Raw genomic sequence first — 21,790 nt, 5'->3', positions numbered from 1 at the left:
GAGAAAACAGAAAAGGGACGAAGCATGGCGCGTACGCAAAACCTGCGACAAAACGTGATCAATCAGTTCATCGATGCGATCGGCAATGGGCACATCAGTTCACCGCTACCGTCACAGTCCACGCTGGCGGATATGTACAGCATCAGCCGGACAACGGTTCGCCACACTCTCGACTATCTCGCATCGCGGGGCATTTTGGAGAAGGTCGGCAGCGACTACGTTATTGTGCGTCAGCCGGAGAGTGAGGACGGTTTTGATACGCTAATAGAGCTGCCTAAAGAGCAGTTGGTTATTTTCGAGCGTGCGTTCTACCGGATGATTCAGCAGCGCGAGCTTAAGCCCGGCAGCACCTTCACCGAACAGCAGTTAGCCAAACAGACTAACGTCAGCCCGACGATTGTGCGCGAGTTTTTGCTGCGCTTTTCTCGCTTTAACCTGATGGAAAACCAGCGCCGCGGTCAGTGGAGCATGATGAAGTTCGACCAGAACTACGCTGAAAAGCTGTTTGAACTGCGTGAACTGCTGGAAACTCACGCGCTGAACCGCTTTATGAACCTTCCTGAAAACGACACCCGATGGGTGTTAGCCAAAGATCTGCTTTATCGCCATCGCCAGCTGAGAGAAACGGTGATGTTTGACTATCGTGAGTTCTCACAGCTGGATCACGAGCTGCACGGTCTGATCCTTTCCGCTGCCGAAAATCCGTTTTTTAACCAGTCAATCGAAGTGATTACAGTGATTTTCCACTTCCACTATCAGTGGGATGAGCGGGATCTGAAAGAGCGCAACATTCTCGGCATTGAAGAGCATATGGCGATACTCAGCGCCATGATAAGTCGGAACGATCTCAGCGCGATGAACGAGCTCAGAAGGCACTTGGATACTGCCAAGCACTCGATGATTCGGTCTATTCGTCAGCAGAACGGCTAACGCTTCCTGTTTCTTCATACTAGCGTGGGGTGCCAGCACCTCACGCTCCATATCATTTTTCGGTCTACCTTCGTCTTTCTCTCGCTACAAACCCACCTGTTACTTTTTAACTGGGAAATATCTCGCATTTTCATTACATGTCGAAAAAGTCAGAGAGACGAGCGGTTTTCTGGTGATGTAGCGTTTCTCGGCAGGTTAATTTTTCATTTTTAATTTCGTGCTGAAATTATCAGAAAGAGAGGTTAGACTATGGGTATCTATTTGACACCACAATTGACACCACGTTTAGCATTAAAAAGAGAGGATGTCGGAATGAACAGCACGATTCATTTTCGCATTGATGAAGAGACCAAGCGCCTTGCCATGAAGGCAGCTGAGCGGCAGCAGACCAGCCTGACGGACTTAATGCGCCGCAGGGCAGAAGAGCTGGCAGAAGAAGAGCGGCAGTATCAAAACAGCGCCCATGACGTTTGGCTTGAGAATCAGGTTCAGGAGGCCTTTGCGCGCTACGAGGTGGGCAAGGGCGAGTTTATTGACGATGGCGCCATGAACAACAGAATGGCGGCGCTGAAGTCACAGGCGGAGCGGGGCGAGAAGTGACAAACGCCGTCTTTTGGGAAGCGCGAGCGCAGAAAGACCGAGAGCAGGTGTGGCACTACCTGCGTGAAGAGGTGGGTTTGAAGGTGGCGAATGCGACGGATGAACGTTTTACTCAGGCGGCTGAGCTGCTGAAAACGCATCCGCAGGCGGGCTCTCTGTACGGTAGTGTCAACAGGCGCAGGCTGGCGCTAGCTCGGCTACCGTTTATTATTGTTTACGCAACGGCGCCGGGAGCAATATATATTCTGCGCGTGTTGCATACATCGCAGAGGCGTAAGTATGAATAGCGCCCGCAGGGGGCGCTTTGCCGGTTCATCAATGTTAGAGAGAGGGGACGCCGTGAGCCTTTGTGAACTCCTCGTAGGTCCAAACCTTTTTCCCTCTCGACTTGAAATAGTCAATTTCCGCCGCGACGCCGCCGCTCTTTTCCCAGCCCGGCAGGGTTAGCACAATAATTTCATCACAGCGCGCCATATAGGCTTCGTCAATAGGGCTCCAGACAATCTTTTTACCCGCTCTTGCCACAGCCTCATTAATGGGATGCGTCATGGTTATCTGACTGTAGACGGCGTGGCCGGCTAAAGAGAGGGCTGCAGCGGCTTCCGTACACTCATTGAAGCGGCGTATGACGACTTCTGGGTCTGCATCGGAATAGGGGCAGGCAATAAAATAGAGTTTCATAGAGATTCCTTATTTTTCTGTTTTAGCAGGTTAGAGGCAAAAGGGTGCCGCCCGGCTTATTGGTTATAAAAGTCGGCGAGGCAAAAAATATATCTACAGCAAGCGGGCACGAAAGCGCTTTCGGCCAGAGTTACAGGTTATTTATTTCAAACAGCAGGCTGGCCGTGGTTCAGCCAGCCTGAGAGTTTATCGGCGCGTCGTACTTAATAAGCTATTGCGGCGCGTCTTCAACGTTGACCACCATAATTTTGGTTTTGATGGCCTTATTTTTATCCGTAATCTTTATTTCTTTACTGGTGGTGACCAGAATATCGACGTTTTCCCAGCCGGTAACCAGATTAATCGCGTGCTTGTGAGCCTTTGACGAATCAGCCAAAACGATAAGCTTATCGCTGTTTTCCAACATTTTTCTGGCAACGGCGGCTTCATCCACGTTTTGGTCCATAATTCCCCGCTGACCGTCAATCGCGCCAACGCCGATAACTGCATAGTCGGCAAACAGTTCTCCGATGTTTTTCAGCGCGATGGCGCCCAAGCAGGCGTATTGAGAACCGATAAACTGACCGCCGATAAGAATGGTATCGATGGTCGGGTTCTCCTGCATGATGCTGGCTATCAGCGGCGAGTTAGTGAGCACTGTCAGGTTGTTAATCAGCTTGACGCGCTGGCTGAACTCTACGGTTGTCGAGCCAAAATCAATAAAGAGCGTGTCACCCGGCTTGATGACGTCAGCGGCCTTAATGGCAATCGCCTTTTTTTCATCAATGGCGGCTTTTGCCCGTTCGGAAAAGTTGCGTTCAAACTTTGACTGAACGTTAACGGCACCGCCGTGCACCTTTTTTAGCAGCTTCTGGGATTCCAGTTTGGTCAGATCTCGCCGTATTGTTTCCTGAGCCACGTTAAAATGCTCGGCTAAATCATGGACAAAGACCTGACCTTTTGAAGAAAGCAGTTCCAGAATTACCTGATGCCGAGAATTCGATGAACGCCCCTCTGCCATAAATATTGAACCTTAGTATTCAGTGATTAACGTTGATTCACTATACGATACTCACGCTGATTTCTGTAGCGTTTAGAGGGATCAATTGTGCATTCACTTTCTTAAGCATAATCCGACGTCCGGGCAGGCAGCGGTGGTTTCCCTGATAGATAACCACGCCGTCGGCTTTGACCGTAACCTGACCGCTGACGGCGCGGTTGACGCGAATATTTATGTCCACAGGCCCTTTATCTGATTCGCCGTCTAGGCAGGCGGGCACGGTAAACTGAATGTTCTCATCGTGGCGCACGGCAATGCGGCGTCGGTTTGAGGTGATTCCCTGCTTCAGGCTTTCGGCAATTGCCAAACCAACGGCTTTCCCCTCCTGATAGCACTGATCGCCCATATCGGCCGGATGCAGCAGGTTGCCGCAGGCGTAGTAGGTTGGATCTGAGCACTGCCCTCTGGCGTCAGTAACCGGGTTACCGGTACTAACGATAGTGTCGAGATGACTTCTTCTAAGCAGAGTGTACTCTCCGGTAAATTCCCCGGTGAAGATCACCGCGTCGCAGTCAATGCGCTCAGTTTGGCCGTTGCGCTCAATTCGCACGTACTCAACCCGATCCAGCCCGCCAATTTCCAGCAGCTTAGTATTTAAATACAGAGGTACGCCCATTGCCCCTGCGACAAATTGGAACGGTCGATTGGCGACAATCCGGTCTCGTGATTCGATCATGGCCTGCGCCTTAGCGCCTGCGTTGCGTAAGGTCCATAGAGCGGAGAAGCTGACGATTTCACTGCCGATAACGACTGGTCTTCGGCAGGGCTTTTGTCGATTAAGATAGATGAACTGCTGTAGGGCGCCAGTAGTTAGCACCCCCTGAGGGCGAAGCCCTGAAACCAGTCTAGGGTGACGGGGCGTTTCCCGAGCGCCGGTAGCAATCAGTACGCGTCTGGCGCGCATTTCAACCAGGCCTTTATCGCAGGAGACGCTCAGTTTGCCTTCTGGATGAATTTCCACCACTGTGGTACCGGTTAAAATCGGCACATCAGAAACCGGAGCCAGAATCTTTTCAATAAAAGACGAGCCTTTCATCGGGCGTTTGAAGGTCAGCAGGCCAAAAGTAGGATGCAGACAGTGGCGCGGCACTCCGCCGGGCTGTGCTTCGCGCTCTAGAATGACGATGTCTCGGACACCCTGCTGTTTCAGCGTCGTTGCTGCGGCAATGCCGGTAGGTCCTGAACCGATAATGATAACGTCGTAGTCTAGTTTCATTTCAGTTCCTCCACGGCCAGCGTATTTTCAAAGCGGTTATTAATGATTTCAGCGACTTTATTACTGCAGAAGAAGCCGTTGCAGCGCCCCATCATGGCGCGGGTTCTTCTGCGCAGTCCTCCTAAACACTCAGGGGGAATGTCTGAATCAAAAACGGCTTCAATTTCCCTACGGGTCACTAGCTCACAGTGGCAGACGATGCCGCCGTTATGTTCGTGCTGATAGTCGCGCTCGTGGTAGTCGGACAGAACGGGCATTTTTGGCCAGATGATGTCCTGAGGCGGATTAAGCTCAAACAGCGGCGAGAAGTTTTCCGTATACAGCTGAGCGATGTGTTGAGCAACGCCAAGGGCTGACGTCAGGCCCGTTGAGCGAATGCCTCCTACACAGATCCACTGCTTTTCCGGGTAGTCAGCGATACGGTAGTGCTTCTCTTCCGTTGCCGGACGCAGCCCGGCGTAAGTGGCCGTTACCGTATAGTTGGCAAGGGTCGGCAGCATTTTTGAGCCTTGGCGAATCAGATCTTTCAAGACTTCCTCGTCCACTTCGGCTTTCCAGCGGTCATCCTGCTCTTCAGCCGTTGGGCCAAGCAGCAGATTGCCAAAGATAGTTTTGGTTAAGAGAACGCCTTTGGTCACCGCTGTAGGCACCGGTAGGATAATAGCGTTGATGTCAGCCGCAGCGGCCTTGTCATAAATCAGGAACTGGCCTTTGCGCGGTTTGATCTGGAAAGGAGAGGGGTGGCAGATACTTTCTACCACGTCGCCGTTGATTCCCGCACAGTTGATAACCAAACGGGCACGAAACGGACCTTTTTTTGTCTGAAGTGTCCACATTCCGTCACTAAATTCGCCGCTTTCTACCTCACAGTGGAAGCGGTATTCCGCCCCGTGTTTGACTGCCTGCGTCAGGTAGGCCAGAGGTGAGCTCCACGGATCCATGACCGCTTCACCGGGTACGCTGACGGCGCCGAGTGCGCCTTCTGCCAGACCGGGCTCGCGGCGATAAATTTCTTCTTTATCAATTTGTTCAACGTCCATGACGCCGTTCTTATGCGCCTTGGCGACAATGTCCGGCAGCTTGGAAAGCTGTTCTTCGTTCCAGGCCATCACCAGTGCACCAGTTTGCAGCAGGGGCAGGTTCATCCTGTCTTTGATTTCCATGAACTCTCGGTAGCCGTTTTGGATGCAGGTCAGCTCTAGGCTGTCTGGCGGAGCGTCAAATCCGGTATGCAACAGGGCGCTGTTGGCTTTGCTGGCGCCGGAGAGAATGTCTCCCCCTCTTTCTAACAGCAGCGTCTTTGCCCCCATCAGGGCAAATTTGCGGTGGACGGCACAACCAACAACGCCGCCGCCGATAACGATCGCATCCCATATGGGCTCGTTTTGATTTTTCATAGTTCAGGCAATCCCGATGAATTTTTTTCCTAAGCACATAAAACCACATGATAACCACAATATCAATCCATAAAACAACATAAATAGTCACATTATGATTTGTAATACCACAATGTTAGATTGTTGTGACATTTGTCACACATCATAAACATTATGTGATATTTATGTGGATTTTATTTCCGATTGATCGTGATAATCATAAAAAGCCTCACATTTACAACAATAATAATTTGGATTATGTAACCTATGCTTAACCAACGCTACGCAGCGATCGACCAAGGGACGACGGGGACCCGAGTCGTCGTTTTTGATGAAAATGGTCGCTCTCATTCACCGATGAGCATTCCCCACAAGCAGATCGCACTAAACAGTGGCTGGGTTGAACACGACCCAGAAGAGATCCTTGCCAACATCATGAAGTGCCTGTCCAGCTGTGACGTTGTGGATGCGCTCGGCATCTGTCATCAGGGGGAGAGCATCGTAGCGTGGGACGCAGACTCAAAGAAGCCGCTGTATAACGCCATCATCTGGCAGGACATGCGTACCGAAAAGCGCATTCAGCGTATGAAAGACGAGGGACTGGAGCCGCTGATCCAAAGCAAGTCAGGGCTACCGTTGGATCCCTATTTCTCCGCCAGTAAGATGAACTGGATTATTGAAAACATCGTTGGCGCCAAGCAGCTTGCGGATAAGGGGCGGCTTCGGCTAGGGACGATGGATGCCTTTTTTCTTGACCGACTGTGTGGGGTTTACTGCACCGACTACAACGCCGCCTCGCGAACTTCGCTGTTTAATATTCACACGCTCGAGTGGGATGAGGAGCTGTGCCGCATCTTTGGCGTGCCCATTCACTGCCTGCCGGAAATCAGAGACACCATCGGCGACTTTGGCAGCGTTAATCTGGATGGTCACATCACGCCGGTAACCGCGGTGATTGTCGATCAGTTTGCGGGCACCTACGGTCACGGCTGTCGCCAGCAGGGGGACGCGAAGGTGACGTTTGGTACCGGCGCGTTTCTTCAGTCGCTGACGGGTAACGATATTGCCGATACCCGGGATTCAGGGCTTTTGCCGACGCTGTGCTGGAAGTTTCCTAATGAGAAACCGGTGTTTGGCCTAGATGGCGGCATTTATAACGCTGCCTCTGCGGTTAACTGGGCGCGTAAAATTGGCCTGTTCAGCGACTTTGAAGAGCTGAGCGACTTTCGAAAAGAGTCGGCGATATCTCGGGGCTTGGCCTTTGTACCTGCGCTTTCCGGACTGGGCTGCCCATACTGGGATCGCTCTGCGGCTGGCCTGTGGGCCGGGCTTTCTCTGGACGTAGAAAGAAAAGATCTTCTCCAATCAGTGTTAGAAGGCATTGCGGTTCGCTCGGCGGAGGTCATCGTTGCTATGGACCGACTTTCTCCCCTTGGCGACAGCATTTCTGTCGACGGCGGGCTCTCCTCTAACGCCTATTTCAAACAGTTTCTTGCCGACCTGATTCAAAAAGACATTGTCGCACCGGCTAACCGTGAGGTCACGGCGCAGGGTGCCGCCATGCTGGCCAGAAAAGGGCTGGGCATAGACCGGCCCATTCACCTCAATCAGGACGCGCTTATCACAAAACCCAGCGACCGCCCAATGGCGGGCGTGATGGAAAAGTATCAGGAAATCATTAGCCGTTCGCGCAACCTGCGCAATTAGGGCGACCCCGTCACCCTTCGAGCCTCGCTATGCGAAGACATATTCGCCGGCGACGCTCTCGGGTTAGGGCGGGCTCCCCTAACACAATAATAAATTACGAGGATTTCCCATGGCTGAGTTTGGCAACTACGTTATTTATCTCATTATGGTAGGAACGCTGGTCGGCGCGCTGGCTTCTATCGTCAAGCCCGATAGCGGGCTTGGAAAGGAATTTGTTAACGGTATTCACTCCATTGGCCCGGTGTTTCTGGCTCAGGCGGGCATTATGGCCGCCGTACCCCTACTGTCACAGGCGATCTCTCACCTGTTAGGCCCCGTGTTTAGCGCCGTTGGCTCTGACGTTTCTATCGCTGCGCTGTCAATTATCGCTGTCGATATGGGGGGCTATCAGCTGGCTGATGCGTTGACCACCAACCGCGATATGTGGATCACCGCCATGCTGATTGGCTACACCTCTGGAGCGACCATCGTGTATCTGATCCCGGTAGGATTGACCATGCTTAACCGTCAGGATCACAAATATCTGGCGCTAGGGGCAATGGCCGGGCTTATCAGCATTCCGTTCGGCGTGTTGGCTTCTTTACTGCTGATCACCTTTAACAATATTCCAGTGCGGGACATTATCTCTACCAGTTCACCAGTGGTGCATCATCTGTCGCTGGATTTTCTCACTATGTTGCAGTACTTGGCACCGCTGTTTATCTTCTGCTTTCTGTTGGCGGCGGGGCTGAAGTATCGGCCAAACCTGATGGTAGTAGGGTTTCTGGTATTCGGTAAAGTGATGGATGCCTTTATCAAGCTGGTGCTGGCTTGCTCTATCATCGAGCACTTTACCGGCGTGTTTACTAAAGTCTTTGGTGTCTGGGGATTCGATCCGCTGTTTGCCGACCAGAAAGAGCTATTTCGGGCTATTGAGATCGCAGGCTATATCGGCATTATGCTGGCGGGCACTTTCCCCATTTGTTACCTGTTCCAGCGGTACTGTAAGCGTTTGGTGGGGGCTCTAAGCAAGCTGCTGAAGCTGACGGATACCGGTTCGCTGGCCTTTATTATGGTGCTGGCAAACATTATCGCTACTTATCACTTATTTACTAACATGCGTGCTCGCGACAAGGTGTTGTGCGTCGCGTTTGGCGTATGCGCTCAGGCGACGATTGGCGATCACTTGGCCTTTACCGCCAACTTCCAGCCGACGCTGGTGGTGCCCATTCTGCTGGGTAAGCTGACCGGTGGCCTGCTGGCGGTGCTTATCGCTATCAAAATTTCTGTACCTGCCGCCGTTCGTTTTGAACAGCAGGATGAAAAGACGGCGGAAGGTGTGGAAAACAAGGGCGGCGTTCACGCCAGCGCCGTCGCCTGATCCCTGCCTATTAAGTCCAGCGGGGCTTTAGCGCCCCGCTGGATTAACCAGACTAGCGGCTAAAGAGTTACGCCGCTTTTAAAGATAGCCAGTTCCCTGAAGTCGTTCTGTTCGTTGCGGGCAAGCTGCTCGCCGCTGGCGATTTGGCGGATCAGATCGACAAACGCCTCTAGCGCCTGCTCCATGGTAGTGTCATAAACCAGCTGACCGGCATCAAAGTCAATCCAGTGCGGCTTGCGCTGAGCCAGATCGCTGTTGGTGGCGATTTTTACCGTTGGTACAAAGCCGCCGTAGGGGGTTCCGCGCCCGGTGCTAAACAGCACCATGTGGCAGCCAGCCGCCGCCAGTGCAGAAGTGGCGACGGCGTCGTTACCGGGGGCGCTGAGCAGGCTTAGCCCCGGCACTTTTAGCCGATCGCCGTAGTTCAGGATATCGACGACCTGTGAGTCCCCTGCCTTTTGCGTACAGCCGAGAGACTTATCCTCCAGTGTGGAAATACCGCCCTTTTTATTGCCGGGAGAGGGGTTTTCGTAAATGGGCTGACGGTGATCGATAAAGTAGCGTTTAAAGTCGTTGACCATGTCCACCGCCCGTTCAAAGGTGCCCCGATCCCGGCAGCGGGAGAACAGAATGTGCTCCGCGCCGAACATTTCCGGCACCTCGGTCAGCACGCTGCTGCCTCCGAACGCAATCAGATAGTCGGAAAATTTTCCCAGCAGCGGATTAGCGGTAATGCCGGACAGGCCGTCCGAACCTCCGCACTCGAGGCCGACGCGCAGCCTGCCGATAGAAACCGTTTCTCTCCGGTCTTCTTTCATTGTTTGATAGATATCTTTGAGATGATTAAGCCCAGCGGCTACTTCATCGTTTTCCTGCTGGGCTATCATGTAACGAACCCGCTTCGGATCGACGTCACCAACAAGCTCTCGAAAGGCGTCGACCTGATTGTTTTCACAACCTAGTCCTATCACCAGCACGCCGCCCGCGTTCGGGTGGTGCACCATATTTGCCAAAATGCGCCGAGTGTTTTCATGGTCGTCACCCAACTGGGAACAGCCGTAGGGGTGGGTAAACAGATAAATACCGTCAATGCCCGCAGTTCCAACTTCTGCCTTAAACTTCTCAATCATCTGCCTGGCAACGGCGTTAACACAGCCGACAGTAGGGATAACCCACAGCTCGTTGCGGATACCGATATCGCCATCGTTTCTCTGGTAGGCCTGAATGCTGGCCTCCGGCAGTGAAATCTGTACCTGAGGAAATTCAGGGCAGTACTCATAGCTGAGTCCGTCTTTTAACAGGGTTTTTAGATTGTGGGTGTGCACCAGCTCGCCGACGTCAACGGGGGCGATAGCCTCGCCGATAGGGCTGCCGTATTTAACAATAGGGTCGCCGACGCGAAGGGGAAACAGGGCGATCTTACCGCCTTTGTCGATATCCTCTTTTAGCGTCAGCGTTCGCCCGCCAATCGTTAGTGCAGTTCCCTTACCGAGAGGCTGTAAGGCGACGACAACGGAATCGGCGGGGTGAATAAGAATGTGCGTTTTCATGAAAACCTCAACAAGGAAATAGACATTACTTCCCTGCCCAACGGAAATATTCTAGCCTGTCTTTTTGGATTTTATCAATTTAAAAACATGATATTTGCTTTTTCTAATGGCAAGAATCCCTAAAAAATGCAGAGGAACTATGCAGCCTCTTAGCCTAAAATCAATCTGATTAATGCGGTGTAATGAACAATAAATGGCTTTTTAATCGTTTTATTTTCATTTGGTTGTAACGTTTCAGCGCCAGATCTGACAGGTCAATTCTTTCTTTTATTTACGGTGATTATTGATTCATGTTCTAATTGTTTCACCGGCTTAAATCTGTTTTTTAATGAATAAAATCGGATTAAAAACAGCAAAACAGAATCTATCGCACGATCTTGATATAAGAAAATCTCAAACTTGAATCGCTTTCTCTACTCTTCCCTCATCAGGTGTCCTTGCCCAACAGCAAATAAAACAAACTTGATTCAATATAAAAGAAGAAGGAAGGATTGTGATATGCAGTGCAACTCACCTCGGCAGATAAACCGACAGGATTTTCCCAAGGCGCGCTATCCGGAAAAAATCGTTCAGTTTGGCGAAGGCAATTTTCTACGCGCGTTTATCGACTGGATGGTTGATATCCTGAATGAAAAAACCGACTTTAACAGCGGTATTACTATCATTCGCCCAATCGACACGCCTCAGCCTAAGCTTGACGAACAGGACGGACTTTATACTGCCGTGATCCGCGGCCTGAACCAGCAGGGGCAGCCCGTCGCTGAACCGCGTTTGATTGGCTCGGTTAACCGAGAGATCGCTGTTTACAAAGAGTTTGAGGACTACTTAGCCTGCGCGGAAAATCCTGAGCTTGAGTGGATTTTCTCTAACACTACCGAAGCCGGTATCAGCTATAGCGACAGCGACCGCTATGACGACCGCCCTCCGGCGACGTTTCCCGCCAAGCTGACGCGCTTTTTACACCATCGCTTTAGCCATTTTAACGGTGCGAGCGACAAGGGCTTAATTATCGTGCCCTGTGAGCTGATTGACTACAACGGCGAGAAGCTGAAGGAATATGTGCTGGCCTACGCCCGCCTCTGGCAGCTGGAGGAGGCTTTTGTTGACTGGGTCGGTCAGGACAACACCTTTTGCTCGACGCTGGTTGACCGCATCGTTACCGGCTATCCCCACGCAGAAATCGACAAGCTGGAACAGGAGTTCGGCTATCGCGACCGCTTTATGGTGACGGCAGAATACTTTTACCTGTTCGTCATTCAGGGGCCGCAGTGGCTGCGGGATAAGCTGAAGCTCGATCGCACTGCGCTAAATATTCACATTGTGGACGACATTCGCCCCTATAAAGAGCGTAAGGTCAGCATCCTGAACGGCGCGCATACGGCGATGGTGCCAGTGGCTTACCTCGCGGGGCTGCGCACTGTTGGTGAGTCGATGGCGGATCCTGTCATTTCGGCTTTTATTCACCGCCTGCTGAATCAAGAGGTGATCCCAACTCTGTCTCTACCGGCCTCAGAGCTGGAGCAGTTCGCGAAGGACGTCACTGCCCGATTTAGTAACCCCTATATTCGCCACGAGCTACAGGCCATTTCGCTTAACTCGCTCACCAAGTTTAAAACGAGACTGCTGCCCCAGCTGCTGACCTACAGTCGCCGCTTCGGCAAGCCACCGGCGCACATTGCAGCCGCACTGGCGGCGCTGCTGCTCTTTTATCGCGGAGAGTTTCAAGGGGAAACCATTCCGCTGTCGGACGATCGTCACCTGCTTGAGCGCTTTGAGGCCTGGAAGCCGCTGTATGATACCGATCTCCAACAGCTGGTGAAGAACGCGCTGGGCATGACCGACCTGTGGGAAAGTGACCTCAATCAGCTTCCCGGGCTGACAGAAGCCGTTTATCAGACGATGAAGCAGTTCAATGCTCAGGGTATCAAGAGTGTGATTGAGCGTCTGAAATAGACATCGACCGTGTTTTATCGACGCCCGATAAAAGGGCGTCTCTGTACTACCCTAAATCCGCCGTTGTTGAGACGGTGACCCATGCACAGAGGCCGGCTGCATTCCGGCTTTCAGATCTGGAGAACAATAATAATGAAAATGTTTAGCATTAAAGATAACAACAAGGGCAAAAAGCTGTTAGCCATGGCGCTTGGCGCAACGCTCGCCATTGCCAGCTTTAGCGGTTCTGCGCTTGCTGCCGCTAAATACACTCTGAAAGTGGCCTATGAAAACAACCCGGGAGAGCCGTTTGACTTGGCGATCCGCGAATGGGCGCGTCTGTTTAATGAAAAAACCAACGGTCAGGGGGAGCTAGTGCCATATCCCAGCTCTCAGCTGGGTTCGAAAAAAGACGTTATTGAACAGATGAAGCTCGGCAGTCCCGTGATTACGCTGGCGGACGGCGCGTTTTTCTCTGACTACGTGCCGGACTTCGGCATCATGTTTGGCCCCTATCTGGGCAACAGTTATCAGGACATTTATAAGCTGAACGCCTCTGACTGGTATAAGGATCTGGAGAACAAGCTAGACGCCAAGGGATTGCACATCATTACCAAGGACTGGCTGTACGGCACCCGCCATATGTTGACTAACAAGATGGTGAAAACGCCTGAAGATCTGAAGGGGATGAAAATCCGCGTGCCAAATAACCGCATTCAAATTGAAGGCGTCAAAGCTATGGGAGCCACTCCGACACCTCTGCCGCTGGCAGAAGTGTACACCGCTCTGAACCTGAAAGTGATCGACGGTGCGGAAAACCCAATCCCGGTGCTGTACGGCCAGAAGCACTACGAAGTGGCGAAGTACCTGATCCTGACTGGTCACGTGGAGAACGTGACCAACTTGGTCATGGGTAACAAAACGTTCAAAAAGCTGCCGGATGACATTCAAAGCGCACTCGTGGCATCTGGCGACGAAGCAGGACAGTTCCTGACTAATCTAGTGCTGAAGCAAGAGCAGGAAACGATTGAGAAAATGAAGAAAGAGGGCGTGACGGTGGTTGAGGTAGACCGCAGCCTGTTTAAAAACGCGGTGCAGCCTTTCTACGGTAAGTTCCCTGAGTGGACACCGGGTTTGTACGAAAAAACGCAGGAAATCATCAATAAGCAATAAGCCTGTCACAGGGCCTCGTGCAGTCAGGACGGCGGATCGAGGCCTCTTTATCACTTATTCAACACATCATAACGCAGCCGGTTCGCTTGGAGTTATGAGGGGTATCCTATGTTCAGGATGTTAGGAAAAGTCACCGACGCGCTCGCATCGCTGGCCGTGATCGGTATTGTTGGCATTACCGTGGTGGCGGTATTTATGCGCTGGCTGCTCAATGACCCGCTAGTGTGGGGCGAGGAAGTGCTGATCGTCTGCTATATCTGGATGATCATGCTGGGGGCGGCGTCGGCAATGAGAAAGCGCATGCACGTCAGCATTGACGCCTTCACGTCTATGCTGCCGCCGAGAGGGCAGGTGCTGTTTGCCGTTATTACCGACCTGATTTCTATCGTGGCACTGTCGATTTTCGGCTATCTGGGCTACGAACTGGCGGAAATTGCTGAAGACAAGCTGACGTCTATTTTGTCCATTTCCTATTTTTATATTGATATCGCTGTGCCGATTGGCGCGTTTGTGATGGTGCTGTTTTGTCTTCAGCATCTTTATCAGGATATGAAGAAACTGATCGGTGGGGAGGCGAAATGTCAGTAGCCGCTGCGTGTATTGTCTTAATTTTCTGTTTTTTCATTAACGTCCCTGTTTTTACCAGCGTGCTGGTGGCGCTGCTGACTTACTTCTTTATGGCAGGGGACGTGTCGCCGCTTATTGCGGTTCAGCGGATTATCGGCTCAGGAGAGAACGTCACGCTGCTGGCGATCCCGTTCTTTATTCTGCTGGGCAACCTGCTGAACTACACCGGCATTACTCGCCGAATGCTGAAGTTTACTGAGGTGCTTTCTGGTCACTATCCCGGAGGTCTGGCACAGTCTAACGTTCTTTTAAGCACCATGATGGGCGGGATCTCCGCCTCCAACCTGGCTGACTGCGCCATGCTGTGCAAGATGCTGGTGCCGGAAATGACCAAGCTGGGCTATAACCGGGGCTTCTCGGCGGCTATCACCGCGGCGGGCTCGCTGATTACGCCGATTATTCCCCCCGGCATTGCGCTGATTATTTACGCCTTTGTGGCGGACGTCTCGGTTGGCAAAATGTTTATGGCGGCGATTATTCCTGGCCTGATGTGCTGCGTCGCGCTGATGACGACGGTGTACCTTATTGCTAAAAAGCGCGGCTACAAGCCCGCTCGCACCCGTGGGCCGACCTTTGCCGAGCTGTGGGAAACCGGCAAAGGCGCTATTTCTGCACTGCTTCTGATATTAGTGATTATCGGCGGTATTCGTTTGGGTATTTTTACGCCAACGGAGGCTGGTGCAGTAGCGGTTATTTACGTCATTGTGGTCGGCACGCTGTTCTATCGGGAAATGAAGCTAAAGGACATTCTGGCCTCAGTGCTTGAAACGGCGCGCTCTACTGCGGGCGTGATGCTGATTATCATGACCTGTTCCGCGCTGGCTTGGGTACTGACCAATGAACAGATAGCTCAAGACGTAGCGGAAACCATGACCAACATTTCCGACAACCCTTACGTGTTCTTGATGATCGTCAATCTTGTACTGTTGGTGCTGGGGATGTTCATTGAAGGGAACGCGGCGATCATCGTACTGGTTCCGCTGCTGATGCCTACCGTGAAGCTGATGGATATAGACCCCATTCACTTTGGTTTGGTGATGATCCTGAATCTGGCTATCGGCTGTTTGACGCCGCCGATGGGAACAGTAATGTTTGTGGCGACGTCGATTACCGGCGTGAAGATTTCGGAATTTATACGGGAAGTATGGCCGATGTTTATTGCGCTGCTTGTTGTGCTGCTGCTGATTACCTTCTTCCCCATTTTCACGACGTTTTTACCCAGCCTGTAGGGGCTATTCTTGAAGTTACATCGGGCGCCTTTGGCGCCCGTTTTTTATGCCATTTTTGTTCATAGGTGATTGTTACATCATGTTTCTGACATCTGGCGGCGGCTATAATGTTCATCCCTCTGGCCACATGGAATAAATAGAAAATGAATGGCTCTGGCACAAACATGCTTTTTTCGGCGGCGGCGCTGCTGTCGCTCTGTCTTTCTTCTGGCGCAATGGCCTATGAACAGTTTGCTCCCGCTAAGTCCCGAGATCTGCCTCCAGCAGAGACTGCGTGGCTGTTTACTCAGGACAGCATCAAGGCGCTGGGCTGCAACGACTTTATGCTACATAAAGGGATCGGAGACATTAAGCAGTACAAAATTCAGTTTAATTCGCTACCCTTCTCGCAACGCCCGCTGCTTCCTGGGGGGAAAATAAAGTGCAACCTGTATCCTGACTACCACAATGAGGGCGTAGCAAACGTCGTGGCGTGGGAAGAAGGGACGATCGATGGCGTGGAGTACCGAGTGAATCACACTGGCGGCGCGGTTGTCGGCTTTGTGGGCGGTGAGCTGGGCTGGGATTTCTCCTGCGAGTCAAGGGATGTGGGTCAGGCGTGCTACGTCAAAGGGGATCGGTTCTATTTGCAGTATCTGGCTGGGCAATTGCCAGAAAACGTTCCTGCGGGCTACCTGATCAGCATGGGGAAAAAGGCCACAGACAGGATAACCCGAGTTGTGATTGACGGTAAAAATTTGGCTTCGGTGAATGAACAGCCCTATATCGACGGCGAACTCGCTGCGGACTTTGTCGGTCAGCTGAAAGAAACGTCGGTGATAAAAGTGGACTTCCGCACGCCTGACTCAGGCAGTGCGGAAGTGTATACGCTGGAAGGAAACAGTGCGCCGATCCTAAAGGCTTCAATACCGCTGTTGAAGAAGGCCGCAGAAGCGTATTCACCGAAACCGTAGCCCTTGTGCTGTGCCGCTGTATTTCTGGTGGCAGGCGCTGTGTGCTTTACTTTCTCAGGTGCGGTGGACTCTGCCGCGCCTTCTTAGGCTCATTCTCAAGCGCCCGTCTCTTAAGGCACCGACAAACCACCCTAGCGTAGCGTAGACCACGCCGAGCACTAGCAGCATAACGACCTCAAAGCCTACTTCACTCATAGAAAGCCCCATCTGGTTGACGCTGGCGATCATCTTGGTTGCCCAAGTGGAGGGAAGCAGATGGGTAATAAACCACACCCATTTTGGCATCGACTGCAGCGGCCAGATAGTGCCTGAAATATAAAACACTGGCGTTGTGACCAGAGCCAGAGTTAGGTAAACCAGCTCGACGTTGCGCAGGCATTCGGTAATCAGCTTGGCTAAGCCGAGCGTGGCAAGCAGGAAGGGGAACGTCAGCAGCAATAGTTCTGGAATGGGAGCCGTCTGTCGATACCCCAGAATCATCGGCCAGACGACAAACAGCACGATGGATAAAAACATCCAAATCGGGATCAGTGCTGACAGGCATCCAAGGTAGACCGGTAGCGGCGGCTTACCCTGCGGTAGCGTGTGCAGCACGATGCTGGTGCGGGTGCCGGCAATCAGCAGGGAGTGCTGTAGCAGCATCACCATCAGGCCGGGGAAAGTAATGGCGGCAAAACTGACGCCGGGGTTAAACAGGTCGATAGTTTGCGCTTTAATCGGCGAAAGGATGCGGTCTATTTGCAGCGGCGTAAAGCCGTTATTCATCAGGATTTCCTGATTGTAGGCGGTTGTCATCGTGCGGTAGGCCGCCACTACGTCGCGCTCTATCTGACCATTTGCCAGCCTGCTGGTGGCATCACCATAGGCGGGAATGGTGACATTCTCACCGTGCAGAATGCGCTTTTCCATATTGTGCGGCAGTACGATAACGGCAAACAGCCTGCGGTTTATTAGATCCAGCTTGGCGCTTTCAATATCGCTATAGCCTATCACGGCGATTTTAGCGCTGGCGTCAAGGCTGCGGGTGACCATCCTGCTGGCGGAGCTGTGGTCTAAATCCACGACGGCTACGGGCAGATCCCAGACGGTTTTATTGGCGTAGGCGAGACTCATGACGCACAGCGAACAGATCAGGATAAGCCACATTGGCTTTTCCAGCAGACGCGTCAGGATCATCATGAAACCGCGAAAGTAGGCTTTTATCATCAGCGAATGTCACTCCCCAACAGGCGCTTTGGCAAGCGTTTACGCACCAGAAGGGCGGTAATCAGCGGGTAAATGAACAGCAGGCCGCAGACGTAAAACAGCGACGACGCCGGAAACCCACGTAGGAACACGTCAAACAGCGCGTAGAGCGCGTGGGTCAGCGGTTCAATATTGGCGATAATCTGGGCAATCAGCGGCATGGAAAGCTCGGGAACGGCGGTGCCTGAGTAAGTCATGGCTATCCCTACCAAAAGGCCAATCAGGGTATAGGCGCTAATAATATCTTTGGTAAAGGTGAACAGCAGTAGGCCAATGCTCTGGGCGGCCATAATGTAGAAAAAGCCAATTGCCAGCATAAACAGCGGGTTGCCGTTAATACGCGCGCCGGAGTAGAACACCATAATGGCAATTTCTACCAGCAGCAGGATCGTATAGCCAATAGTGTATGGCGCCAGCTTGCCAAGCAGAGCCAGACCAAATGGCCGAGCGTTGAGCAGAATTTTACGACGACTAAGCACGTAGATAGTACAGGTGACGACAAACAGCTGGAGAATGTGCACAGTGGCGGCAAACAGCTGATAGTAGATAAAGTTGCCGCTGGCGTTAAACAGACTTTCATAAGACAGGCTCACCTGCGCCAGAGGAGGAAGCGGATGGCCGATAGCCGTCGCTACGATAGTCGAATAAAGCTGGTTTAATTCTGAAGTCAGGCCGGGAAAGTCCTGCGTGGAATAGAGCCCTGCGCCGTAAAACAGGCCGTTATAGTAAAGCACCGGGCTAGGCTGCCGCCCGGCCAGCACGTCGGCTTCGAAATTGTGGGGAATGTAGAGCAGGGCGTAGACTTCCGCCGAGCGCAGAGCGACTAGGGCGGGTTCCAGTCCATCGTCGTACTGATAGACCTGAGCGTGAGAGCCTGCATCCAGCCCGCGGATAATTTTACGCGACAGTGTCGAGTGGTCGTTATCTACCGCAGCAACCGGCAGCTCTAGCATGGTACCCGCTGAAAAGTTGGCGCAGATAATGGTGAACAGCAGCAGCGGGAAAATCCACGTTAGCCAGTGCACAACAATGCTGCGGGAGGCGGCTAGCGCCTCCACGTTAAACGAGCGGTTAAAGCAGCGCCAGCCTGCTTTTAGTCTTCCCATTTCCATAGAGCGCTCATACCGGGACGCAGCCCGTCGATGGATTTAGAAGGGTAGAGACGCACTTCAAAGGTTTTCAGGTCGAAGTCGCCGGTTGCCCGTGTCGCTCTCTTGGTAGCAAAGTCGCCCATGGGGGAAATAAACCGAACTTCTGCTTCAACCTGAAGGTTGTTGAGTGCCGGTACCTGTAGCATGACTTTATCCCCTTTGCGTACGTGAGCCAGCACGTCTTCGCGAAGGTTATAGACAAAGTAGGCGTCCGGCAGGCGGATAATTGTTGTTAGAGGGCTAGCGGCGTTGAGCAGCTCTCCCAGTTCGGCGGGAATGGTGCCGATTTCACCGTCAACAGGGGCTTTAACCAGCAGGTCTTCCTGTTGAATTTTTATCTGTGTCAGATTTTCTTCCGCCTGATGCAGCGCGGCGACAAAGGCGTCTTTCTGTTCAGAGCGATCGCCGTGTACGGCCTGATCCAGCAGGGCTTTTGCTGCGTTGACCTGATGCTGTGCCGTATCGCGAGCCTTCAATGAGGCATCCAGCATTGTCGCGGATACGTAGCCCTGAGCGGCGATGCTGCGGTTTCTCAAATAGTCTTTTTCGGCATTTTTATAGACTGCCTGAGCCTGTGCCAGTGAAGCCTCTAGATTGCGAATACTCTCTTCTCGAGTGCCGTGCAGGGACTCGTCCAGCCGTGCCTTAGCCTGATCGCGTGCGGCTTCCAGTGATTTAACCTGTGCGTCCAGTTCGGGGCTGTCCAGCTTCATGAGCAGTTGGCCTGCCTTCACGTCGTCACCGCGTTCAAAGTAGCGCTCAATAACGCGCCCCTTGGCTTTTGAAGTCACCAGAACTTCCGGCGCATCGACCTCACCCTGTAAAAGCACATACTGGTTATGCGCGCGGAACAAAATGGCCAGCGCAACGACGGTAATAATAAACAGCAGCGTGATGATGGATTGCTTCTTCATATTTCAAATATTGCTATGTTTTAGTCGACGCGATTTGCGTTGTCAGCGGCAGCGCCGCGATCCGTTCAAGCCGGATAAATACCGGCTAAACGAGGAAGTAAATGTGTTCCACTGCATAACAGAATATTAGCCTGAAGTTAGGCCAATAGACAGATTGCCCAAAAACGTATTGTGTAACGCGGAGAGAAGCTGACGCTTTCACTAACGGGGTGGATACGTGATTCCTGCTGTGCGCGGCGTAAACGATCTTACCTGAATCTCCACGCGGTTCATAATTACCCGTTAACATAACGTGCTATATTTTTTAGCATGAAATAAGTACCGACTAGGCCAATGGCTGTCGTCGTGCAGCGTGTAAATTTACCCTTATGGTAGCTAACGCGTTTTATTGAATAAGGTTTTTTGCTGCTTATCAGTATGGCGCTTTCTCCCTGAATAAAGGAGAAAGCGTGAGACTGCTTTAATCAGAGAATGACTTCTCTAGGGTGCTCAACCTGTGCTTCAGGTAAGTCAACGCCGCAGCTGGAGCAGCTGTCTACCTGCTCGTGGAAGTTAAAGTTGCAGTTTGGGCAAACCCTGTGATTCATGTCGGTTACGGAATAGACAATCTCTTCCGCTTCCTGCTCTGTCCAGTCTTGATTGCGAAGCTTGCGTATAATCATCTGGGTCGGCATGCCTGAAATCAGATCCTGATAGATTTCATACTGCAGCTTTTCCCGCGCGGTTGGCGGAACGTACTCCAGAACGTCTTCGTTATAGTTAGAATCGCATGTCTGGCACTTAATGTACCTGCCCAGCGTTTCCGTTGGAAAAAGAGGAATGAAGTAGAGCGTGAAGTAGCTGGATACTTTGATTTGACTGTAGTTTCTTTTTTCTCCGTCACAGTTTGGACAGTGGAACTCTCCCTGTGACTCAACTTTTTCCCTAGACTTACTGCCCCAAATAATCATATGTCATCCCTGTTTTTTATTGTTAAACCTAAACCTACTGCGTTAGCCGCTCGGAAAATTATCGAAGAGCGGGCAATGTGTCAAACGGCTTTTTAGGTGAAAGAATAATATTTCTTGAACGATAAAAAATAGCGGGATTAAGACGCCTTTAACGCCATATTTTATTTGATGCGACTGGACGCCCGACGACCTACACGTTAGTCTGATGTTTTCTTATTAACCAACCGTTTGACGAAATGCGATGAATAAAGACAAAGCGCTGACGCTTGAAGCGTTAAGAGTGATGGACGCCATCGAGCGCCGCCGGAGCTTTGCTGCCGCGGCAGAAGAGCTGGGAAGAGTGCCCTCGGCGCTGAGCTATACCATGCAGAAGCTGGAAGAAGAGATGGACGTGCTGCTGTTCGATCGCTCAGGGCATCGCACCAAGTTCACTCCCGTTGGCCGTTTGCTGCTGGATAGAGGGCGGATTCTTCTTGAGGCGGCGGACAAGCTGACAACAGACGCCATGGCGCTGTCTCGCGGTTGGGAAACTCACATCAACATAGTTGCAGAAACCCTGGTGCCGGCCAAGCGGCTGTTTCCTCTGGTTGATCGGCTGGCGGAAAAGTCCGATACCCAGATAAGCATCATGACGGAAGTGCTGGCGGGGGCCTGGGAGCGACTGGAACAGGGTAGAGCCGATATCGTTATCGGTCCCTCAGACCACATGCGCCCATCGTCAGAAATCAATACGTCACCGCTGTATTCACTGATGAGCTACTACGTGGCGGCGCCGGATCACCCCATTCACCAAGAGGCCTCACCGCTGGATGAAGCCACTCGCCTGAAGTATCGCGGGATTGCCATCGCCGATACGGCTAAAGAACGCCCTCTGGTTACCGTTAAGCTGCTGGAAAAACAGCACCGGCTGACGGTCAGCTCTATGGAAGATAAACACTGCGCTCTGCTGGCCGGACTGGGGATTGCGACCCTGCCGATAGACATCGCTCAGCCCGATCTGGATGCCGGAAGGCTGAAGGTGATTGGTGACGATCCCGGTAGCCGCGTTGACATCGTGATGGCCTGGCGACGGGATCAGATCGGTAAAGCGAAAGCCTGGCTGCTGCGGGAGATCCCTAAGCTGCTGGTTGAGCCGAAGCCTAAAGCTGACTAACCTC

20 protein-coding genes are annotated in these 21,790 nt (G+C 52.2%); 11 read left to right on the top strand and 9 right to left on the bottom strand.

Annotated features, from left to right (window positions below):
• Positions 1-24 precede the first annotated feature (24 nt).
• From DQM29_RS13955 to DQM29_RS13945, 3 genes are all read left to right on the top strand, one after another.
• Positions 25-930: a GntR family transcriptional regulator gene (locus DQM29_RS13955; protein WP_111742103.1), complete on the top strand. Its 906-nt coding sequence runs from the start codon at positions 25-27 to the stop codon at positions 928-930.
• 312 nt (positions 931-1,242) lie between these two features.
• Positions 1,243-1,530, top strand: a complete 288-nt coding sequence (locus DQM29_RS13950) for a damage-inducible protein J (RefSeq protein ID WP_111741254.1) — start codon at positions 1,243-1,245, stop codon at positions 1,528-1,530.
• Entirely contained in the window at positions 1,527-1,817 is a 291-nt protein-coding gene (locus tag DQM29_RS13945) for a type II toxin-antitoxin system RelE/ParE family toxin (RefSeq protein ID WP_111741253.1), read from the top strand. The genes DQM29_RS13950 and DQM29_RS13945 overlap by 4 nt, the downstream gene beginning before the upstream one ends.
• A gap of 34 nt (positions 1,818-1,851) precedes the next feature.
• Here the strand turns inward: DQM29_RS13945 and DQM29_RS13940 are convergent, their stop codons facing one another.
• The 4 genes from DQM29_RS13940 to DQM29_RS13925 all read right to left on the bottom strand — a co-directional run bounded on the left by DQM29_RS13940 (position 1,852) and on the right by DQM29_RS13925 (position 5,863).
• Positions 1,852-2,211 (bottom strand): DUF1937 family protein, encoded by a 360-nt coding sequence (locus DQM29_RS13940; RefSeq protein ID WP_111741252.1) that lies wholly within the window; start codon positions 2,209-2,211, stop codon positions 1,852-1,854.
• Between the two features lie 211 nt (positions 2,212-2,422).
• On the bottom strand, positions 2,423-3,211 hold the full coding sequence (locus tag DQM29_RS13935) for a DeoR/GlpR family DNA-binding transcription regulator (RefSeq protein ID WP_111741251.1): 789 nt from the start codon (positions 3,209-3,211) through the stop codon (positions 2,423-2,425).
• Between the two features lie 40 nt (positions 3,212-3,251).
• Positions 3,252-4,466, bottom strand: coding sequence for an NAD(P)/FAD-dependent oxidoreductase (locus DQM29_RS13930; RefSeq protein ID WP_111741250.1), 1,215 nt, complete (start codon positions 4,464-4,466; stop codon positions 3,252-3,254).
• Positions 4,463-5,863, bottom strand: a complete 1,401-nt coding sequence (locus DQM29_RS13925) for an NAD(P)/FAD-dependent oxidoreductase (RefSeq protein WP_111741249.1) — start codon at positions 5,861-5,863, stop codon at positions 4,463-4,465. The genes DQM29_RS13930 and DQM29_RS13925 overlap by 4 nt, the downstream gene beginning before the upstream one ends.
• A gap of 246 nt (positions 5,864-6,109) precedes the next feature.
• On the opposite strand from DQM29_RS13925, the gene DQM29_RS13920 reads away from it, so the two are divergent.
• Positions 6,110-7,549, top strand: coding sequence for an FGGY-family carbohydrate kinase (locus DQM29_RS13920; RefSeq protein ID WP_111741248.1), 1,440 nt, complete (start codon positions 6,110-6,112; stop codon positions 7,547-7,549).
• Positions 7,550-7,658: 109 nt separating this feature from the next.
• Positions 7,659-8,909, top strand: coding sequence for an ethanolamine utilization protein EutH (eutH, locus tag DQM29_RS13915; RefSeq protein WP_111741247.1), 1,251 nt, complete (start codon positions 7,659-7,661; stop codon positions 8,907-8,909).
• Between the two features lie 59 nt (positions 8,910-8,968).
• Here eutH and DQM29_RS13910 read toward each other — a convergent pair whose 3' ends face one another.
• Complete coding sequence (locus tag DQM29_RS13910; RefSeq protein WP_111741246.1) at positions 8,969-10,459, bottom strand: UxaA family hydrolase; 1,491 nt, start codon at positions 10,457-10,459, stop codon at positions 8,969-8,971.
• Positions 10,460-10,957: 498 nt separating this feature from the next.
• Between DQM29_RS13910 and DQM29_RS13905 the strand changes: the two genes are divergently transcribed.
• The 5 genes from DQM29_RS13905 to DQM29_RS13885 all read left to right on the top strand — a co-directional run bounded on the left by DQM29_RS13905 (position 10,958) and on the right by DQM29_RS13885 (position 16,373).
• On the top strand, positions 10,958-12,412 hold the full coding sequence (locus DQM29_RS13905; protein WP_111741245.1) for a tagaturonate reductase: 1,455 nt from the start codon (positions 10,958-10,960) through the stop codon (positions 12,410-12,412).
• A 132-nt stretch (positions 12,413-12,544) separates the two neighbouring features.
• The gene (locus DQM29_RS13900) at positions 12,545-13,564 is read left to right on the top strand and encodes a C4-dicarboxylate TRAP transporter substrate-binding protein (protein WP_111741244.1); all 1,020 of its coding nucleotides are present in this window, start codon (positions 12,545-12,547) and stop codon (positions 13,562-13,564) included.
• 108 nt (positions 13,565-13,672) lie between these two features.
• Complete coding sequence (locus tag DQM29_RS13895) at positions 13,673-14,152, top strand: TRAP transporter small permease (RefSeq protein WP_111741243.1); 480 nt, start codon at positions 13,673-13,675, stop codon at positions 14,150-14,152.
• Positions 14,143-15,420 carry a TRAP transporter large permease gene (locus DQM29_RS13890; RefSeq protein ID WP_111741242.1) on the top strand — a complete coding sequence of 426 codons (1,278 nt, stop codon included), beginning with the start codon at positions 14,143-14,145 and terminating at the stop codon, positions 15,418-15,420. Before DQM29_RS13895 ends, DQM29_RS13890 begins: the two co-directional genes overlap by 10 nt.
• 164 nt (positions 15,421-15,584) lie before the next feature.
• Entirely contained in the window at positions 15,585-16,373 is a 789-nt protein-coding gene (locus tag DQM29_RS13885; RefSeq protein ID WP_145960375.1) for a hypothetical protein, read from the top strand.
• Between the two features lie 54 nt (positions 16,374-16,427).
• Here DQM29_RS13885 and DQM29_RS13880 read toward each other — a convergent pair whose 3' ends face one another.
• From DQM29_RS13880 to DQM29_RS13865, 4 genes are all read right to left on the bottom strand, one after another.
• Positions 16,428-17,576: an ABC transporter permease gene (locus DQM29_RS13880; RefSeq protein WP_111742102.1), complete on the bottom strand. Its 1,149-nt coding sequence runs from the start codon at positions 17,574-17,576 to the stop codon at positions 16,428-16,430.
• A gap of 2 nt (positions 17,577-17,578) precedes the next feature.
• Positions 17,579-18,730 (bottom strand): ABC transporter permease, encoded by a 1,152-nt coding sequence (locus DQM29_RS13875; protein ID WP_111741240.1) that lies wholly within the window; start codon positions 18,728-18,730, stop codon positions 17,579-17,581.
• Entirely contained in the window at positions 18,712-19,683 is a 972-nt protein-coding gene (locus DQM29_RS13870; protein ID WP_111741239.1) for an HlyD family secretion protein, read from the bottom strand. Before DQM29_RS13870 ends, DQM29_RS13875 begins: the two co-directional genes overlap by 19 nt.
• Before the next feature lie 464 nt (positions 19,684-20,147).
• Complete coding sequence (locus DQM29_RS13865) at positions 20,148-20,633, bottom strand: zinc-ribbon domain-containing protein (RefSeq protein ID WP_111741238.1); 486 nt, start codon at positions 20,631-20,633, stop codon at positions 20,148-20,150.
• A 241-nt stretch (positions 20,634-20,874) separates the two neighbouring features.
• On the opposite strand from DQM29_RS13865, the gene DQM29_RS13860 reads away from it, so the two are divergent.
• The gene (locus DQM29_RS13860; RefSeq protein ID WP_111741237.1) at positions 20,875-21,786 is read left to right on the top strand and encodes a LysR family transcriptional regulator; all 912 of its coding nucleotides are present in this window, start codon (positions 20,875-20,877) and stop codon (positions 21,784-21,786) included.
• Positions 21,787-21,790: the final 4 nt, after the last annotated feature.

The sequence above is a fragment of the Leminorella richardii genome (genome assembly GCF_900478135.1).
Classification (GTDB): domain Bacteria; phylum Pseudomonadota; class Gammaproteobacteria; order Enterobacterales; family Enterobacteriaceae; genus Leminorella; species Leminorella richardii.
This window is presented reverse-complemented; position numbering and strand designations above follow the sequence as displayed.

Bases quoted from the DNA above. Each gene is read 5' to 3' on its own strand.
- DQM29_RS13865 (WP_111741238.1), bottom strand. From the start codon at position 20,633: ATGATTATTTGGGGCAGTAAGTCTAGGGAAAAAGTTGAGTCACAGGGA.
- DQM29_RS13920 (WP_111741248.1), top strand. From the start codon at position 6,110: ATGCTTAACCAACGCTACGCAGCGATCGACCAAGGGACGACGGGGACC.
- DQM29_RS13875 (WP_111741240.1), bottom strand. From the start codon at position 18,730: ATGGAAATGGGAAGACTAAAAGCAGGCTGGCGCTGCTTTAACCGCTCG.
- DQM29_RS13885 (WP_145960375.1), top strand. From the start codon at position 15,585: ATGCTTTTTTCGGCGGCGGCGCTGCTGTCGCTCTGTCTTTCTTCTGGC.
- eutH (WP_111741247.1), top strand. From the start codon at position 7,659: ATGGCTGAGTTTGGCAACTACGTTATTTATCTCATTATGGTAGGAACG.
- DQM29_RS13925 (WP_111741249.1), bottom strand. From the start codon at position 5,863: ATGAAAAATCAAAACGAGCCCATATGGGATGCGATCGTTATCGGCGGC.
- DQM29_RS13950 (WP_111741254.1), top strand. From the start codon at position 1,243: ATGAACAGCACGATTCATTTTCGCATTGATGAAGAGACCAAGCGCCTT.
- DQM29_RS13890 (WP_111741242.1), top strand. From the start codon at position 14,143: ATGTCAGTAGCCGCTGCGTGTATTGTCTTAATTTTCTGTTTTTTCATT.
- DQM29_RS13940 (WP_111741252.1), bottom strand. From the start codon at position 2,211: ATGAAACTCTATTTTATTGCCTGCCCCTATTCCGATGCAGACCCAGAA.
- DQM29_RS13910 (WP_111741246.1), bottom strand. From the start codon at position 10,459: ATGAAAACGCACATTCTTATTCACCCCGCCGATTCCGTTGTCGTCGCC.
- DQM29_RS13870 (WP_111741239.1), bottom strand. From the start codon at position 19,683: ATGAAGAAGCAATCCATCATCACGCTGCTGTTTATTATTACCGTCGTT.
- DQM29_RS13955 (WP_111742103.1), top strand. From the start codon at position 25: ATGGCGCGTACGCAAAACCTGCGACAAAACGTGATCAATCAGTTCATC.
- DQM29_RS13935 (WP_111741251.1), bottom strand. From the start codon at position 3,211: ATGGCAGAGGGGCGTTCATCGAATTCTCGGCATCAGGTAATTCTGGAA.
- DQM29_RS13860 (WP_111741237.1), top strand. From the start codon at position 20,875: ATGAATAAAGACAAAGCGCTGACGCTTGAAGCGTTAAGAGTGATGGAC.
- DQM29_RS13930 (WP_111741250.1), bottom strand. From the start codon at position 4,466: ATGAAACTAGACTACGACGTTATCATTATCGGTTCAGGACCTACCGGC.
- DQM29_RS13905 (WP_111741245.1), top strand. From the start codon at position 10,958: ATGCAGTGCAACTCACCTCGGCAGATAAACCGACAGGATTTTCCCAAG.
- DQM29_RS13895 (WP_111741243.1), top strand. From the start codon at position 13,673: ATGTTCAGGATGTTAGGAAAAGTCACCGACGCGCTCGCATCGCTGGCC.
- DQM29_RS13900 (WP_111741244.1), top strand. From the start codon at position 12,545: ATGAAAATGTTTAGCATTAAAGATAACAACAAGGGCAAAAAGCTGTTA.